We start from the raw sequence: 17,666 nt of genomic DNA, 5'->3' as shown, positions 1-17,666 counted from the left end.
TATGTACGAAAATCTTTTACCACGTTTTTTACGCTATGTTAAGACTGAAACCAGATCTGATGAAAGTAGTCAAACGACTCCTTCAACACAAACACAAGTCGCTTTTGCGCAAGTCTTAAAAAAGGAATTAGAAGATTTAGGACTAACCAATGTATTTTACAATGAAGAAAATGGATTTGTTATAGGAACATTGCCAAGTAACATTGAAAAGAAAGTTCGCTCGATCGGTTTCATTGCCCACATGGATACCGCAGATTTCAATGCAGTAAATGTTAATCCACAAATCATTGAGAACTACGATGGGGAATCAACGATTGTTCTAGATAGTGAAGAACATTATACATTAAATACCAAAGACTTCCCTAATTTGAAAAACTACGAAGGACACACATTGATCACAACTGATGGCAGTACGTTGTTAGGTGCGGACGATAAAGCTGGGATCGCTGAAATTATGACCGCAATGGAAATTCTGCTGAAAAACCCAACTATCCCTCATGGTGAGATCAAAGTAGCTTTTGGACCAGATGAAGAGATTGGGGTAGGGGCAGATAAATTTGATGTCCAGCAGTTTGATGTTGATTTTGCCTATACCGTTGATGGTGGACCTTTAGGCGAATTGCAATATGAAACATTCAGCGCAGCTCAGGCTAATATTTCAATTCAAGGAAAAAATGTCCATCCTGGTACAGCCAAAGATACGATGATCAATGCATTACAATTAGCGATAGACTTCCATAATCAACTACCAGCAGATGAAGTCCCAGAAAAAACGACAGGTTATGAAGGGTTCTTCCATTTGATGGGATTAAATGGAAATGTCGAAGAAGCAACTATGAGTTATATTATCCGTGACCACGATCGAGAAAAATTTGAAGCACGGAAAGCGAAAATTACTGAAATCCAAGAAAAACTAAATAGTCGCTTCGATCAGACACGTGTGAAAGTTGATATGTATGATCAGTACTATAATATGCGAGAAATTATTGAAAAAGATATGAGCATTGTGGAATTAGCAAAACAAGCGATGATCGATTTAGAAATCGAGCCTGTGATTGAACCAGTACGAGGTGGAACAGATGGATCGAAAATTTCTTATCTAGGCATTCCAACGCCTAATTTGTTCGCAGGTGGCGAAAATATGCACGGCCGATTTGAGTTTGTTTCTCTGCAAGTGATGGAAAAAGCAACAGATGTGATTGTAAAAATTGCAGAATTGAATACAAACGTATAAAATCAAATAGGAACGTGGATGGATCAATTAAGTGAACGAAGTGGATCTATCCTTTTAGCTGGGGGTGGGCGTATTCCAACAATGGAACGTCTGACCCCTTGGTTTTTGTGTAAAAATGGGAGGAAGAAAGAAATGGAAAAATTGCTAGTTTTTTATAATCAAAGCTCAGGACAAGATGAAGGTGAAAAATTAGCAAGCTGGTTTAAAGAATATGCCTTAAAGAAACGACCAGAACTAATCATCAATCTAACGGAAACAGGTCCTTCGATCAAGCATGAGACATTAGTCAAAAAAGCTGAAGAAACGCACGCAGATACCTTAATCGTAATCGGAGGGGATGGCACGATCCATCATATTGTACAGGCTTTTCAAGATAAACTTGAGCATTATCAAGTAGGACTACTACCAGGAGGAACAGTCAATAATTTAGCCCGTGTTCTCGGTATTCCATTAGAAAAGGAAAAAGCTGCAGACATTATCTTAGAGGGACAAATCCGTCAAATCGATTATGGAAAAGTCAATGATGAAGTCATTATCTCAACTTTAACGATCGGTATACTGGCAGATACAGCTGTTTGGATCAGTCAAAAAGAAAAGCAAAAATATGGTTCTTGGATTTTTATCAAACGGTTCATCAAGTTATTATTAAAAAAGAGAAAGTATCATTTAGATATCAAAACAGAAAAAGAACATTGGCGAGGAAAAACACAATTATTGACAGTCACAATGTCTAACTCAGTAGGTGGTTACACGAATTTTGATGATTCAGCTTCACCCGATGATGGTATGTTTCATGTCACAATCATCCCATCTTTAGATATTTTTCGATTTGTTTTTTATTTGCCTCGTTTAATCAAAGGAAAAATTTACTCTGTCCCAGGTATCAATTATTTGACTGCTAGTCAAATCAATATCCAAGCACGGGAAAAATCAGTTGGCACTCGTACAGATGGTGATACGACAGATAATCTGCCTATCGAATTAGTCGTAGTCAAAAAAGGGTTGTCGGTCTTTGCTCCTAAAGAAGAGCAAAAATGATGTGCTAGAGGTGGAGGAAAACACGTATGGAAGCTTTACTACACAATCCTTTGTGGTTTTATTTAGTGATTGTCAATTTATATTTATTTTGTTTGATGGGTTACGATAAGTATCAAGCAAAAAAAGGCGGTTGGCGCGTTCCAGAAAATAATTTGATTTTTGTTAGTTTATTAGGCGGTGGAATTGGGGGATTAATTTCTCGTAAAGTATTCCATCATAAAACGAGAAAAAAGAAATTTACAGTAGGATTTGTACTAGGTGTATTGGTGGATTTACTGTTGATTTATTTTTTTCATTAAGGAGTAATTGATGGCGACAAAAGGTGCAAAAACGAAAATAGCGTTAAATCTATTCTTATTGATTGGAATTTTTGCCATTATTTATTATTTGATCAACCAATCTTTTGCAGATATTTTCGCTGAATTGCTGTCTACAAGCTTTATCGTTCTGGTAGCGGCATTCTTGTTAGGAACGATCTATCAGGTGGCAGAAGGGCGTTCAATCAAAGAGATTGCCCAGCCGTTCGAACCAACATTTTCCACTTGGGATGGTTTTTGGACGTCTTGCTATATTGCATTTTATCGAATCGTTTCATTTGGAACGGGAACTTTGATTTCAGAAATTTATTTTTATAATAAAAAAGGAATGAAATACTCACAAGGTGCAGGTGTCACTGCGTTGCATATGATTATGTATAAATTAGCCGTGATTACCTATGCGATCATTGGTTTGATCATCCAGTTCTCTTTATTTTATTCCAAAGGACCAAACATGATTTGGTTCATTATTGCTGGCATTATTTTAACTGGGCTGATCATTGCCTTTTTATTGATGGTCTCAATGAGTCTGAATCTACAAATTTTCTTTATGAGTATCTCAAACAAACTGTTTCGAAGTGAACGCATCAGAGGTTGGGTAGATACATGTAATACACAAATCTATTCGTTGAGAGAAACTGTCCAGACAATTGTCAAAGATCGAACAGCTCTATTACGCATCTATTTTTGGAATATGGTCAAACTTATTTTTTGGTATATCATGCCCTATCTCTTTTTGGTTGAAAACCATCCTACAATCGACTTTCTATTGACCTTTTCATTCATCAGTTTTGCGGTAGTATTATCTGGTGTCATCCCTACACCAGCTGGAATCGGGTCATTTGAATTTGTCTATCTATTGTTATTCAGACCACTTGTGGGAACCGTAGATGCTTTTTCTTCTTTATTACTGTATCGGTTTAGCTCATTTATCTTACCTTTTATTTATGGGTTATGTTACGTGATTGCTGATCGTCGAAAGGTAATCAAACAAGAGATCCAAGATGTTAAAAACAATAAAAAATAATCAAATTGACCATTACAGCAATTGTATTGAGTCATATTATTAGATCCAAAACACAACAGTAAGTCCATCCAAGAGGCCTCTGTTGTGTTTTTTTTGATCACTTATTTACGATAAAATAAGCGAGGTTATCTTTTGACCAAGACTGACCAAAGAGGTATAATGTTTATTGGAACGAGATGTATCATATTGAATATTGAAATTTTATATTCAGGAGGTAAGTAAAATGAACATTGAAAAAATGACAACCACGCTTCAAGAAGCGATTGCTGAAGCGCAACAAATCGCTGTCACAAGAAAACATCAAGAAATTGATATTGCGCATTTGTGGAAGATTTTTTTACAACCAAACCATTTTGGGCGCAATCTATACACTGATGCGGGAATGGATGTTGATACGTTTGAAAAGGAAGTAGATCGTGTATTAGATGAATATCCCACAGTTTCAGGGGGAAACGTCCAATATGGTCAGAATCTAAGCCAAAATCTATTCCGTTTATTAAATGAAGCAGACCAGTTAAGAGAAAGTTTTGGCGATGAATTTCTTTCAACAGAGATAGTAATTTTAGCCTTGATGAAATTGAAAAATTATCCATTGACGGTTTATTTGACCAAAAATGGTTTATCAGAAAAAGAGTTACGTAAAAATATCGAAGACATGAGAGGAGGAGAAAAGGTGACATCTAAAAATCAAGAAGAACAATATAAAGCATTAGAAAAATACGGCGTTGATCTTGTTCAACAAGTCAGAAGCGGGAAAATGGATCCAATCATTGGACGTGATGAAGAAATTCGGGATGTTATCCGTATCTTATCTCGTAAAACCAAGAATAATCCAGTATTGATTGGTGAACCTGGTGTCGGTAAAACAGCAATTGTAGAAGGGTTAGCACAACGTATCGTACGAAAAGACGTGCCAGAAAACTTGAAAGATAAAACGATCTTTTCATTAGACATGGGGGCATTGATTGCTGGTGCTAAATTCCGTGGTGAATTTGAGGAACGATTAAAAGCTGTGCTGAAAGAAGTCAAGAAAAGTGATGGACGAATCATCTTATTTATTGATGAAATCCATAATATCGTTGGTGCAGGGAAAACTGAAGGCAGCATGGATGCTGGAAATTTATTGAAACCAATGCTTGCTCGAGGTGAATTGCATTTAATCGGTGCTACTACATTAGATGAATATCGTCAATATATGGAAAAAGATAAAGCATTAGAACGACGTTTCCAAAAAGTCTTAGTCAAAGAACCGACAGTAGAAGATACAATCAGTATCTTACGAGGATTGAAAGAACGTTTTGAGATTCATCATGGAGTCAACATTCATGATAATGCATTAGTCGCTGCTGCAACTTTATCTGACCGTTATATCACAGACCGCTTTTTACCAGATAAAGCAATTGATTTGATCGATGAAGCAAGTGCAACGATCCGAGTAGAAATGAACTCTATGCCGACTGAGCTAGACCAAGTGACTCGTCGCTTGATGCAATTAGAGATCGAAGAAGCAGCATTGAAAAAAGAATCCGACGATGCAAGTAAAAAACGTTTGAAAAATCTACAAGAAGAGTTAGCTGATCTTCGTGAAGAAGCAAACTCGATGAAAATGCAATGGGAAACAGAAAAACAAGAAGTCAATAGCGTTTCTTCTAAACGTGCGGAAATCGATAAAGCCAAACATGAATTAGAAGATGCAGAAAACAACTATGATTTAGAACGGGCTGCCGTCCTAAGACATGGAACGATTCCTCAATTAGAAAAAGAATTAAAGGAATTGGAAGCAAAAGCTAAAGACAGTGAAATCAAAATGGTTCAAGAATCAGTCACTGAAAACGAAATTGCGCAAGTGGTTGGACGTTTAACTGGTATCCCAGTCACGAAATTAGTTGAAGGGGAACGAGAAAAACTAATCAAGCTCAACGAAACATTGCATAAACGTGTGATTGGACAAGATGAAGCAGTAGATGCAGTCAGTGATGCGGTCATTCGCTCTCGAGCAGGATTGCAAGATCCAAACCGCCCACTAGGTTCTTTCTTATTCTTAGGACCAACCGGAGTTGGGAAAACAGAATTAGCGAAAGCTTTAGCAGAAAACTTATTTGATTCTGAAGAGCACATGGTGCGGATCGATATGAGTGAGTATATGGAGAAACATGCCGTATCTCGTTTGGTTGGGGCTCCTCCAGGCTATGTTGGCTATGAAGAAGGCGGACAATTGACGGAAGCCGTTCGCAGAAATCCTTATACGATCGTTTTACTCGATGAAATCGAAAAAGCCCATCCAGATGTCTTCAATATCTTGTTACAAGTATTAGATGATGGGCGGTTAACTGATTCTAAAGGACGTGTGGTTGACTTCAAAAATACCGTTCTTATCATGACCAGCAACATTGGTTCTCAACTGTTATTAGAAGGAGTGTCAGCAGATGGCACTATCCCTGAAGAAGTGGAAGAACAAGTAAGAACGATCCTTCGAGGTCATTTCAAACCAGAATTCTTAAATCGAATCGATGATACGATTTTATTCACACCATTAAGTCTTGAAAATGTGAAAGGAATCGTTGATAAAATGGTGGCACAATTGGCAAAACGATTGGATTATCAAGAAATTCATCTAACAATCAGCGACGAAGCCAAAACATGGATCGCAGAAAATGCCTACGAACCAGCATACGGGGCTCGACCATTGAAACGCTTTATTACGAAAGAAGTAGAAACACCATTAGCCAAAGAAATCGTAGCAGGACACATCTTACCAAAATCTAAAGTAACGATTACCTTGCTAGCAGAGAAACTTCATTTCCAAACGGAAGAACTTGAAGACACGGAAGAGTAAAGAAACGGTAAGCTTTCGCAAGAAAACGGGTGTTGGCAAACAGTAGAATCGATCAAATGTTTAGTTGAGCCACACACCATCTCAGCTCTCAAAAAAATAAAACAATAAAGTTAGGTCAACAACCTAGCTTTATTGTTTTTTTGTAATTTGGTCATAAGTCTGAATAAATCATTCATAAAATAAGTTGATTTCAATCGTTATCTCCAAGTTCATCTACTAAGGTAATGTTTTTATTCCCCATATAAATAGGAGTGGGCAGGTAAATATCTTCTTTGGTTCCCATCATTTCAACCCTTGTCACTAAGTACAATTTTCATTGGGAATGGTAACAAAATCACCGTAAGGGTTGATGATAAGAAATAAGTGGGTGAGAAAAAATGAGATGCCACCTAACCATTGACGTTTTCACGCACAATTTTTAGGAAGCATCTCACTTTTGTCACAATTCTTTAATGTGATATTTTTTTTGCTCTATTTCAAAATTTTCAACCGATAATTTTCAAAATAATCACGATTGTTTCTTCCTTGGGTCCAAGCAAAGATTCCCATGACCAATGCACCAATCGTATTTGTGAATAAATCACCCATCGTGTCCATCAAAGCAGCTCGTCCGACAAATAAGGTGCCATCTGAAGCGGCAAACCGTTGGAGATTCATTCCTAAGAATTGATCACAGAGAAATTCCCAAAATTCCCAGAACACGCCACAGAGGCCAGCAAAGGCAAAACCAAACAGTAAAAACAACCATGGACTAGTCTTCGCAATTGGTGCATCTTTCAATAATAAGCCGATCAATCCGTAACCTAGGGCAGTCAATACCATAGGACTAACGGCGTGTAAAATTTTATCCCAGAATGAAATGATACTGATCAAATGCATACCGGTACCTAAGAACACGGAAATAAACAAGAAAAACCAATAAAATAAAACAATGGCATCTGGAACGTATAATTTTGCGATCTTTCTAACGATCTGAGGGAGAAAAATCAATAGAATCCCAGCTAAAGATTCGATGATGAAAGTAACTCCCTGAGTAGTTGAATATTTTTTAGTAATAAATTCATAAAGGTTATAACAAACCACAAACACACCAAAAGCAACAAGTGCAAGTTGGATTTTTTTCATTGTCTTATTCATGACTCAAACCTCCATCTAAGTAAGTCTTTACTTGACTGAGTAACGCTTCTTCACTAGTTACGAGAGCGCCATTTAGCTTGATTAACCCAATTGTATAAAGATTTAAATAATGGAATTGGTTTTCAGCTACTTCTTGTAAAGCAGCAATTTTTTGCGGGTGGGTACCGCCTTGTTGCCGACTATCTGTATACAATCCAATGACAGGAATCCCTTTAGCATAGGCAACACCAATTTCGGATGCAACACCAGGATCAATGGTCAAACCATCTAATAGTGCAATCATCAAATCACTTTCCAACACCTTTTCTGTATCGGCTAAAGCAATCATCTGACTATCAGCATAGGCTGTTTTATCATTGATCGCTTCGTTTTCTTGCGGAAGATAAATGGTTAATTCATTGGAAAGACTCCTGATTTCTTCTACAAGTTTCGCATTATATAATAAGTCACTTTTCGCAAAAAGTGGGGCAGCAAAATAAATATTCATTTTCATCGTCCTTTTCTTAGAAATAGTCACTGAAATAAGCTTCCATATTTGGAAGAATCAATTCAAGTGTTTTAAGTGTTTCATCATCTGTTTTGATTCGTTCGATCCTTGCAAGATAAGAAGGGCGACGATAATTCATCATCAAACAACTTAATGTTTGAATGGACAACTGAACCGATTGTCCGACAGGTTCGTCCACGACATCCAATTGTCCGTCTTCGTTCCAGACCAACCCAAAAACACCATTGTTCCATGAGGCGATAGGGTCCTCGACAACAAAGTGGAAAGGTTTCGCAGTAGAAACGAAGGGGAATTGCTTCAGAAACTCTTTGACATCTACGATTCTCGCCATGTAGTAAGGCTCGATCTGTTCTTTTATTTGACTATCTTCAATCAAGAAAGCCAGTGGCTCATTTTTGTAGATGTCACCGTGAACCCAGTAAACCATTGAAAAGTGTGCTGAAATAAAATTCCATAAACCATTCCGAGCTTCTTGATTCAAGTAAAACATCTCTTTAACATGGAAAATTTCTTCAGCGACCCAATAAAATAAAACACCAATTGGTTCATGCTCTTTCGTATAGTAGATCGCAGCTGTCCGTTCCTCTTTATTTTCAAATCGCCAATATTCTTCCCAATGAAATTGGCTACGAAACAAAGCACCGTGATTTTGAGCCGCAAATTTCTGATACACTCGGTAAACATCTGGATGATCCACTGGTAATCGTTCAACCATCCCATCCACAGGAACATTCTTCGGTAATTGGGTATCACGAATTTTAAATGTCAACTTATCAGACATGATTTCCCAACCCTTGCGTCGATAATAAGGCACGCTATAGGGATAAAGATAAGAGATCCATTGTTTGTTTTTACGCATATTATCTAACGCAACCAAGATCAAATCTTGCATCAATCCATGATTTGCATATTCAGGATACGTTCCGACACCGGTAACGCCCCCCATTTTGTATGGTTTACCGTGGATGTTGACTTCACATGGATAGATCGCAATTTGAGAAATCAATTTGTTATGGTGGAACCAGCCAAATACTTCCGATAGTTCCAAAATTGGGCGCTTGGAGCGAATAAATGCCCCTTTGCTTTCAAAACCACTTTCTTCGATGTCTGCTTCTGTTACTTGAAAGACATAAGACAATAACTCATTGAATTGATCAACATCTTTTTCAGTAACAGGTTTTAATTCAAGATTTTCTCTGAAATCTTTTTCATCCATTCTTTCATCTCCAATTATTTACTTGTTATTAGTATAGCAAATTTTCATAAAAAAAACTTCTAAAGCTGACTAGGTAAAAAGTCTTTAAATTCATGCTTTTCATTGATATAATGAGAGATGCTGATTAAACGAAAAGAGGAGACGCTATGGATATAAAAAAAATGAAACAACGACAAGAGCAAATTCGAAATTTTTCGATCATTGCTCATATCGACCATGGAAAATCAACGCTGGCCGATCGTATTCTGGAAAAGACGAACACTGTGACGTCTCGTGAAATGCAGGATCAGCTATTAGACTCAATGGATCTAGAGCGTGAACGTGGAATCACGATTAAATTAAATGCTGTCGAATTGAATTATACAGCCAAAAATGGCGAAACCTATATCTTCCATCTAATCGACACCCCTGGGCACGTCGATTTCACTTATGAAGTATCAAGGAGTTTAGCAGCCTGTGAAGGTGCGGTATTAGTAGTTGATGCGGCACAGGGAATCGAGGCTCAAACATTAGCAAATGTTTACTTAGCTTTGGATAATGATCTGGAAATTTTGCCAGTCATCAATAAAATCGATCTTCCAGCTGCTGATCCAGAACGTGTACGACAAGAAATCGAAGATGTTATCGGAATCGATGCCAGTGAGGCAGTCCTGGCTAGTGCTAAAGCAGGAATTGGGATTGAAGAAATACTTGAACAAATCGTTGAATATGTACCAGCCCCATCAGGCGATCTGGATGCCCCTTTGAAAGCATTGATCTTTGATTCCGTGTACGATAGTTATCGAGGAGTCGTTCTGAATGTTCGAATCACAGACGGCATGGTCAAACCAGGCGATAAAATCAAATTGATGAGTAACGGCAAAACATTTGATGTGACAGAAGTGGGAGTCTTTTCACCCAAAGCTGTTGCTAGAGATTTCTTGATGGTCGGTGATGTAGGGTATATCACGGCAAGCATCAAAACGGTCCAAGACACGCGAGTAGGGGACACAGTTACGTTGGCAGATAATCCAGCAGAAGAAGCGCTACCTGGATACCGTAAAATGAATCCAATGGTTTACTGTGGATTATATCCAATTGATACTTCCCGCTACAATGATCTGCGTGAAGCACTTGAAAAATTACAACTAAACGACGCAGCACTACAGTTTGAACCTGAAACCTCACAAGCACTTGGTTTTGGCTTCCGTTGTGGATTCTTAGGCTTATTACACATGGATGTAGTCCAAGAACGTTTGGAACGTGAGTTCAACTTAGAGTTGATCACAACGGCACCTTCTGTAATCTATCATGTGAATAAAACAGATGGGTCTATGACAGTCGTCGATAACCCGGCAGATTTTCCAGAACCAGTAACGATCCAAGATGTTGAAGAACCTTTTGTCAAGGCACAAATCATGGTTCCAAATGACTTCGTTGGTGCAGTGATGGAATTATCCCAAAGAAAACGTGGAGAATTTATCACAATGGATTATTTAGATGATTATCGAGTGAATGTCGTTTATAACATTCCACTTTCTGAAATCGTTTTTGACTTTTTCGATAAACTAAAATCCAGCACGAAAGGCTATGCTTCCTTGGATTATGAAATGTCTGGTTATCAAAAGAGCAAGTTAGTAAAAATGGATATTTTATTAAATGGAGAAAAAGTCGATGCGTTAAGTTTCATCGTTCACCGAGACTTTGCTTACGAACGAGGAAAAGCAATCGTTGAAAAACTGAAAAAACTAATTCCACGTCAACAATTTGAAGTGCCGATTCAAGCAGCTATCGGACAAAAAATCGTTGCTCGTTCAGATATCAAAGCATTACGTAAAAACGTTTTAGCAAAATGTTATGGTGGAGACGTTTCACGGAAACGCAAACTTCTTGAAAAACAAAAAGAAGGAAAGAAACGAATGAAACAAATCGGCAGCGTCGAAGTCCCACAAGAAGCCTTCATGGCTGTTCTGAAAATGGATGAGGATGAACCGAAGAAATAGCAAAGGGTCTAGCCATTGAGCTAGACCTTTTTTATCTGTTTTTCCCACGGTTTTTCCAGGCTCTTTGTCAAATGATGTTGGTAAAGAAAAATCTTAGAATAATTTGGGGCAGAAAGAAGAAAAACTTCTTTCTGTTCTTTTTATTTGGTTAAAATAGTTTTACCGTGTCGAATCATGATCCGTCGTTTGAAATGATAAAAATTTCGAAACCCATAAGCATTGCGTTTTAATATTTTAATATGGTTGTTTAAACATTCTAGTGGTCCGTTTGAATAACTGTAGCGGAGGGCATTTTGGATCTGTGGCAGAAACTTTTTAAATGTTCGCAAAGTTGTCGCATAAGTTTCAGGTAGCCGGCTGACTTCTCTGGATAAACAGTCCTCAAATAGTGAATGATCTCTTTTCTTTTTAAGATTGATGACATCTATTCAGAGCTACTTGAAAGAGTAGCTCTTTTTAGTTGCTTTTGATTAATCTATTTTATAAAAAATAGATTGTATTTCTATTCTGCCATTTTTGGTTAAATATAATGTTTTTTATTATCAGGTAATATTTTTTATATTAGATATAACAAAAACGAATAAAAAAACTTAATTTAATAGATTATAATTATAATGTGCTACAAGATATTACATGTTGTATTCGCATTATTCAGGTTAAACTATGTAGCACAAAATAAATTTCGTAGTAACTACGATCAACCTCACAAAGATCTCCTGTATTTTACTGCGATTTATTATCTATGAGACTACTCATAAGAGTAGTCTTTACATAAAAAACTAATAAAGAAGGTATCACTATGTATTATGTAGAAGTACAAACACGAGGAGTAAAAAACAAACAATATGTCAAAAGTGTAATCAATAATTATCCACTATTAGGATCATGGAAAGAGGCTGAACCATTTTCAAAAGAATGTGCATTGCAAATAAAATCAGTTTTAGAACAAGAATTAATTTGTGGAAAAGCAATAGTCAATATAGTAGAAAAGTAAAATTTATTAAAGTTTTAAGTAAATGATGTAATATTGTAATTAGTGGCGTTAGTCGTTTATTTTCAATTTTTTCATCCTTTAATTAATCATTCTAAATATTTACTCCAAATTTTGTATTAAAAAGTGTATCAAGCAGTTATCCTTGTGTTACCATTGCATCCGTGTTATAGTAATTAAGTAATCTAATTTGAAACGTAATCTGAGCGATATATTCACACTATAAAAACTCCTTTTACCAAGTAATATTAATTGCAACAAAACACGTATTATATACGTATTAGGAGGAAATATATATGAATAACGGTACAGTAAAATGGTTTAACTCAGATAAAGGTTTTGGATTTATCACTGGTGAAGATGGAAATGACGTATTTGCACACTTCTCAGCTATCCAAGGCGATGGATTCAAAACATTAGATGAAGGTCAAGCTGTTTCTTATGATATTGAAGAAGGACAACGTGGACCTCAAGCGGTAAATATCGTAAAATAATGTTGAACTTTAACCATCTCAATCGAGGTGGTTTTTTTATATAATGGCTCATAACTGTCCGGTCGTATCTTCGAGTCCTACAGGGTAAAAAATATTCTATTAAAGAAGAAAATTCGCCATTTTTTCGCCCATTTATAAAATATCAATTATTATTATATGAGTATCAGCAAGTATTAAATAATAGGCTCTTGCTTAATATGAAAGTTGGTATAATAGGATTTATAATGATGTATAGATATTAGAAAAACTTTGTGAATAACACAATCTTATAGGAAGCCTTCATGGCTGTTCTGAAAATGGATGAGGATGAACCGAAGAAATAGCAAAGGAGCCTGGGACAAAACTTGTCTCAGGCTCTTTTAGTATCTCTAAAACGAATAAACGGTGAGACAAAAGCAGCATCTTCGGAAATAAGCCGAAATTTACCAAAAATTTGAGAAGCAATTTTCGGAAATTCCTTCTTATTTCTTGATGCTAAACACTTTTGTCTCAACCTCTTTTTTATCTGTTTTTCCCACGGTTTTCCCACATGTGAAAGGGAAGGATCAAAGGCATTATCGTGTAGCATTTTTTCAAAAATATCAAATGAATCAATGTTTTTTCAATAAAATCACAAAAATAGAATAGGGTATATAGGAGGAAAGAATAAGGAGAGCGATTTTTTCGAGATGAGGATGAATCGAAAAAATAGTAGTGATTGTTTGAAAATAGTGTAAAAATTAGATCATGTTTACATAGATTTGCCACCGGTGTTTTTTTGGTGGCAAACCTCAAGCGTTCTTTCTAAGTTCAACCGTTTCATTTTTAAAAAAGAAAAATGTTTAACCTTTGATTTTTACCTTAGATGAACCACTAAAGCATTAATTAGACATAGTAAGGCAGGCAACAATTCTGTGCAAGGTATGATTGTATGTACCTAACCAAAGAAGAGAAAAGTAGGTGAGGTAGCTGAATAAAACGGATGTCCCACTTAAGAAGAAACGTCCAAGTTATTCTCTAGGTGATGAGATGATAGGGAAGCTCGAATGACTTTATGAACAGGAAAAAAAAAACTGAATAAGCGTATCTATCCTTCTGATACATTAACGAAAATTATTAATGATGTGATATGAAGTAAGAAAAGCTTTTGAAAATTGAAAACAGCAGTAAGGGGAGGAGACACAACAGGCATTTATTTAGAAAAAAGATAATCAACTAGTGATTATCTTTTAGAAAGTTACCAATTAATTTGAGGACACTGCTAGAAAATAAGATAAGAGCAAATCCCAAAATATTTATGAAAAGGTTGAAATCAAAAAAAATAGCATTAAGTATAACAAGAATCATTCCGGTGTATACCAATATATTAGTGTTAAGTTTGCTGAGAAGTGTCATGTTTTTTCCTCCCTATCACTTTAAAAAAAGTGTATCTCTTATTAAATTTATAGTCAATGCTCAGTGAGTAATGTAATTAAATAATCGATAAAATAGGGGAATAAGAATCAAAATTGAAAGACGGATTTTATAAAAGTGCATACAGAATTGGGGGATTGGTAGCAGATCTTCCAACTAAAAATTCTAAACAACACAGAAAGTAAAAGTTGGTGATAAGAGTCGCTGTATTCCAAGAAAAGATTTCCCTTGGATTTTCTCATTTGTTGGTGAAGTAAAAAAAATAGATGCCTATTCTGCAATGGTAAAAATCATATCTACTCATGTAGAAGATGTTCATTTAGTTAATGTTTACAGAGTAAGAACGATTATTCCTATGGAAATAATCGGGGTGTTAAAGACCTGAAAAAAATCAAAAGTTCGTTTGATATTATAAGAGATTTATTAGGATGTACTTTTATTCTTGCTCTCATTCTTATGTTTGTGAGGATTTAATGAAACTAGTGTCGAATTTTCAAAGAATGGATTATAAAACCAGAAGCTGTTGAAGCCTACTATACAGGCTTCAACAGCTTCTAGCTATTATTTTTCACAAATAAAAATAATTCTTTGAGTAGATCATTTTGGATTTTTTCATTTCTAGCAACTACAATATTTTGTTCGTCATTATCATTTTCTAAATCCATGATTTTGATATGGTACTTATCTTCTAAAGTTCCGTCATTCATTCCGGAATATAAGAAAGCCAATCCTTCTCCCGTTGATACCTTTGATAGTCCTTCGTCAAGAGATTTCACGTAGGCATTTGCTTTTACATTGAATCCATGTTTAACAAACTGATTAACGACATAATCAACAATCATAGGGGAGTGTTTTCTTTCCAGTAAAACAAAGGTTTCTTGACTCAATTCTTCAAAGTATAATTTGTTTTTAGCGCTTAGTGGATGACGAATAGGCAAAGCAAGCTGTAAATGATTCTGAATAAATACGAATGTATCGATATTATTTGTGTGTTTAAAATAAGGTGATAAATTAAACACTAAATCATATTGATCATTTAAGAGCCCCTCTGTCAAATTCATCGGTGTATCTTGCTTTATCAAAAATTTAATGGTTGGATGACTTATTTTGAACTGTTCAAACAGTTCATACATTTTACCCATATTAAAGCTTGAGGGATAACCGATTTTTAATAATTGAGCAGATTTACGTGTTTCTATTTGCTGATCAAACATGTGTGTCAGATAATCTACTCGTCTTAAAACATCGGTTGCTTCACGTAAGAACTGTTCACCGGCACTTGATAATGTAAGGGTATGTGTGTGCCGAATGAACAATGCAATACCTAATTCAGCTTCTAACTCTTGTATTCGCCTGCTTAAAGTAGGTTGAGACACATACAATTTTTGTGCAGCTCTTGTAAAACTACCTTCAGCAGCAACTTCAACAAAGAATCTTAAGGTTGATAACTTCATAATGACTCCATTCTGGTAAAGATACTATGGTAGTCTTAGTATAAAGTTAACACGTCAGTTTCACAAGTTTTTCTAAGAATTGTTTGAAGTTTGCATAACAGGTAATTGTAGATAAGAAGCATACTCACCGCCGGTATGGAGAATATGTGCTCCTTTATTATCCGGTATACAGCCAGGTGTTCCAGGCATTACTGATCCGAGCTCATCTTTGGTGCTTATAACGATTCGTAAAGTCTCGCCAGCTTGGTAAGAAAGGCCAATTGGACTTAAACTGATATCCAAATCAACAATTTCTTTTGGAGACAGTTTTTCAACTCGGTCAAAGCTGTAAGCAGGGATTTCATCAGTCGCTTGACTATCAAGATGGCGCATGGATGCACGTAGTCGACCCCAAGCACCTTTATATCTCAACGCAGAAGCACCTTCTTGCGTAAAATCTTGAAGGGCAGCACCATGATTAGGAACTACAAATTCACTTAAAACATTTCCGAATGTATCCAATTTTTGAACCCATACAAAAACATCCATATCATCATAACCATCGACCTCAATGAAGAGTTTCACTTTCGGATAGCCAACAAAGTGGGTTTCTTTATCAAAGGTCATCTGGAAAGAAGTACGACCAGGTAGATTATCTGCTAGATATTTGACAGGAAGGTCTGTAGGTTCAGGTGTTTCTTGTAAAGAACGAAATTGTCCATTCATGTAATAGCGTTTATTTTCGCTAGTTGCCGGTGGGAAAGATTCTGCTGGAATATCTGTTTGGTTTCCACCTTGAAGATCTAGAAGAGAATAGCGCACAGTTGGAGTGTCTGGCCAGCCATTTTCTTTTCCCAGTAAATAATAATCAAAGAATCGGCGCAACTCTTCAGTATTGCTTTCATCATAATAGTATGGCCATTCTTGACGATCATGGATACGAAGCCACTTTTCTTTCGATCCTAAAGAACGCCATGAGCGGAAGGTTCCTATTGTATGCAAAGTATTTGAATAACTTGCAATAACAAAAGCTGGCACGATGATTTTACTTGGATCAGCTACTTTGTCTTGCCAAAGTGCAGCATTTGCTAATGGATAAGCAGTCATTTCTTTTGTTAAATATTCGCGTTTCGCACCTGTTGCGCTAACATGATTGACTTGTAATCGTTCAATAAAATTTTTATCAGGAATTCCGCCAATAAAAGCCAAATCACGATATCCGTCAGCAAGCCCTTCAGTAGGATTGATACAAGTTAAGTGTGGAGGCTGTTCGGCAGCAATATACCATTGCGAAAAAGCTAGATAGGACGTTCCTGTCAGGGCTGTTTTTCCATTACTCCAAGATTGAGAAGCCAGCCATTCAATCAAATCATAGCCATCTTCTGCTTCTTGAGAGCCAATCATCGTAGTATCGCCTTCACTATGAGCGATACCACGCATATCAGGATTACAAACAGCGTATCCGTGCGTACACCAATAGGCTGGATCAGGTGCTTCAAACTTCGTTAAGCCAGAATTCCAATGATTGCCCATACCTAACATGTTGAATAGGTTTTTATAACGAGGTGCGGTTCCGGCACTTTTTCCATAAGGGCTCCAAGCAATCAGAACAGGTACTTTTTCATCAGTAATCGGTAAATAAATATCGGTATATATTGTCACCCCATCACGTAGTTTGACAGGGACATCCTTCAACATTTTGATATCACAAGATAATGGCTTGAATCCTTCTGCGATCAGTTGTCCTTTCTCTAAAGTTATTTCTTTTGTCTCAAAAGGACTAAGGACACCGTGTTCAATCCCATTATCAATGTATTCGAATGATGGGCTAAAGCACATTTCTTCAGTAATTTTTGCAGTCATTTTTATTACCTCCAATTAAATAGTATGAATCAATTAAACTGTTTTAATTATAGGAGGTAGTATTTCAGAAGTAAAATTGTATTTTTGGATAGTCATCCACCAATTTTTTGTGTTATTCAAAAAATGAATAGATTCCCTAAAAATGTAACTAGCTAGTTAGATTCTGTAAAAAAGTCAATATATGAAAAGTTATTCTTT

Annotated in this window: 13 protein-coding genes and 1 pseudogene; 8 read left to right on the top strand and 6 right to left on the bottom strand. The window is 36.3% G+C overall.

The features are described 5' to 3' along the window. The first annotated feature begins 1 nt into the window (after position 1). From pepT to clpB, 5 genes are all read left to right on the top strand, one after another. Entirely contained in the window at positions 2-1,234 is a 1,233-nt protein-coding gene (pepT, locus tag AB3H93_RS04075) for a peptidase T (protein WP_010719045.1), read from the top strand. A 132-nt stretch (positions 1,235-1,366) separates the two neighbouring features. Next, on the top strand, positions 1,367-2,272 hold the full coding sequence (locus AB3H93_RS04070) for a diacylglycerol kinase family protein (RefSeq protein WP_025480176.1): 906 nt from the start codon (positions 1,367-1,369) through the stop codon (positions 2,270-2,272). Positions 2,273-2,298: 26 nt separating this feature from the next. After that, a complete protein-coding gene (locus AB3H93_RS04065) occupies positions 2,299-2,571 on the top strand; it encodes a DUF1294 domain-containing protein (protein WP_010719047.1) in 273 nt (90 codons plus the stop codon). A gap of 10 nt (positions 2,572-2,581) precedes the next feature. Further along, positions 2,582-3,616 (top strand): YbhN family protein, encoded by a 1,035-nt coding sequence (locus AB3H93_RS04060; RefSeq protein WP_368020185.1) that lies wholly within the window; start codon positions 2,582-2,584, stop codon positions 3,614-3,616. Between the two features lie 223 nt (positions 3,617-3,839). Further along, a complete protein-coding gene (gene clpB, locus AB3H93_RS04055) occupies positions 3,840-6,452 on the top strand; it encodes an ATP-dependent chaperone ClpB (protein ID WP_010737669.1) in 2,613 nt (870 codons plus the stop codon). 471 nt (positions 6,453-6,923) lie between these two features. Here the strand turns inward: clpB and AB3H93_RS04050 are convergent, their stop codons facing one another. From AB3H93_RS04050 to AB3H93_RS04040, 3 genes are read right to left on the bottom strand one after another with little or no spacing between them, the layout of a single operon-like run. After that, complete coding sequence (locus tag AB3H93_RS04050) at positions 6,924-7,589, bottom strand: hypothetical protein (protein WP_010719050.1); 666 nt, start codon at positions 7,587-7,589, stop codon at positions 6,924-6,926. Next, positions 7,582-8,076: a nucleoside 2-deoxyribosyltransferase gene (locus AB3H93_RS04045; RefSeq protein WP_010719051.1), complete on the bottom strand. Its 495-nt coding sequence runs from the start codon at positions 8,074-8,076 to the stop codon at positions 7,582-7,584. The genes AB3H93_RS04050 and AB3H93_RS04045 overlap by 8 nt, the downstream gene beginning before the upstream one ends. Before the next feature lie 16 nt (positions 8,077-8,092). After that, positions 8,093-9,313 carry an enhanced intracellular survival protein Eis gene (locus AB3H93_RS04040; RefSeq protein WP_010719052.1) on the bottom strand — a complete coding sequence of 407 codons (1,221 nt, stop codon included), beginning with the start codon at positions 9,311-9,313 and terminating at the stop codon, positions 8,093-8,095. 146 nt (positions 9,314-9,459) lie between these two features. Here AB3H93_RS04040 and lepA point away from each other — a divergent pair, with 146 nt between their 5' ends. Next, the gene (gene lepA / locus AB3H93_RS04035; protein ID WP_010719053.1) at positions 9,460-11,295 is read left to right on the top strand and encodes a translation elongation factor 4; all 1,836 of its coding nucleotides are present in this window, start codon (positions 9,460-9,462) and stop codon (positions 11,293-11,295) included. 140 nt (positions 11,296-11,435) lie between these two features. Here lepA and AB3H93_RS04030 read toward each other — a convergent pair. Then, a pseudogene (locus AB3H93_RS04030) lies at positions 11,436-11,702 on the bottom strand (transposase); the annotation flags it as partial. A gap of 392 nt (positions 11,703-12,094) precedes the next feature. Between AB3H93_RS04030 and AB3H93_RS04025 the strand changes: the two are divergent. Together AB3H93_RS04025 and AB3H93_RS04020 are read left to right on the top strand one after the other, a co-directional pair. Continuing rightward, a complete protein-coding gene (locus tag AB3H93_RS04025; RefSeq protein ID WP_010719054.1) occupies positions 12,095-12,289 on the top strand; it encodes a hypothetical protein in 195 nt (64 codons plus the stop codon). A 293-nt stretch (positions 12,290-12,582) separates the two neighbouring features. Then, complete coding sequence (locus AB3H93_RS04020; protein WP_010718754.1) at positions 12,583-12,780, top strand: cold-shock protein; 198 nt, start codon at positions 12,583-12,585, stop codon at positions 12,778-12,780. 1,946 nt (positions 12,781-14,726) lie between these two features. Here AB3H93_RS04020 and AB3H93_RS04015 read toward each other — a convergent pair. Then, positions 14,727-15,626, bottom strand: a complete 900-nt coding sequence (locus AB3H93_RS04015; protein WP_161651727.1) for a LysR family transcriptional regulator — start codon at positions 15,624-15,626, stop codon at positions 14,727-14,729. Between the two features lie 72 nt (positions 15,627-15,698). Further along, on the bottom strand, positions 15,699-17,468 hold the full coding sequence (locus tag AB3H93_RS04010) for a CocE/NonD family hydrolase (RefSeq protein ID WP_368020184.1): 1,770 nt from the start codon (positions 17,466-17,468) through the stop codon (positions 15,699-15,701). Between the last annotated feature and the right edge of the window lie 198 nt (positions 17,469-17,666).

Origin of the sequence: Enterococcus sp. C74 (assembly GCF_040887125.1) — a bacterium.
Lineage (GTDB): Bacteria > Bacillota > Bacilli > Lactobacillales > Enterococcaceae > Enterococcus_B > Enterococcus_B hirae.
This window is presented reverse-complemented; position numbering and strand designations above follow the sequence as displayed.

Coding starts and splice junctions, on each gene's coding strand:
- pepT (WP_010719045.1), top strand. CDS start 2: ATGTACGAAAATCTTTTACCACGTTTTTTACGCTATGTTAAGACTGAA.
- AB3H93_RS04070 (WP_025480176.1), top strand. CDS start 1,367: ATGGAAAAATTGCTAGTTTTTTATAATCAAAGCTCAGGACAAGATGAA.
- AB3H93_RS04065 (WP_010719047.1), top strand. CDS start 2,299: ATGGAAGCTTTACTACACAATCCTTTGTGGTTTTATTTAGTGATTGTC.
- AB3H93_RS04060 (WP_368020185.1), top strand. CDS start 2,582: ATGGCGACAAAAGGTGCAAAAACGAAAATAGCGTTAAATCTATTCTTA.
- clpB (WP_010737669.1), top strand. CDS start 3,840: ATGAACATTGAAAAAATGACAACCACGCTTCAAGAAGCGATTGCTGAA.
- AB3H93_RS04050 (WP_010719050.1), bottom strand. CDS start 7,589: ATGAATAAGACAATGAAAAAAATCCAACTTGCACTTGTTGCTTTTGGT.
- AB3H93_RS04045 (WP_010719051.1), bottom strand. CDS start 8,076: ATGAATATTTATTTTGCTGCCCCACTTTTTGCGAAAAGTGACTTATTA.
- AB3H93_RS04040 (WP_010719052.1), bottom strand. CDS start 9,313: ATGGATGAAAAAGATTTCAGAGAAAATCTTGAATTAAAACCTGTTACT.
- lepA (WP_010719053.1), top strand. CDS start 9,460: ATGGATATAAAAAAAATGAAACAACGACAAGAGCAAATTCGAAATTTT.
- AB3H93_RS04025 (WP_010719054.1), top strand. CDS start 12,095: ATGTATTATGTAGAAGTACAAACACGAGGAGTAAAAAACAAACAATAT.
- AB3H93_RS04020 (WP_010718754.1), top strand. CDS start 12,583: ATGAATAACGGTACAGTAAAATGGTTTAACTCAGATAAAGGTTTTGGA.
- AB3H93_RS04015 (WP_161651727.1), bottom strand. CDS start 15,626: ATGAAGTTATCAACCTTAAGATTCTTTGTTGAAGTTGCTGCTGAAGGT.
- AB3H93_RS04010 (WP_368020184.1), bottom strand. CDS start 17,468: ATGACTGCAAAAATTACTGAAGAAATGTGCTTTAGCCCATCATTCGAA.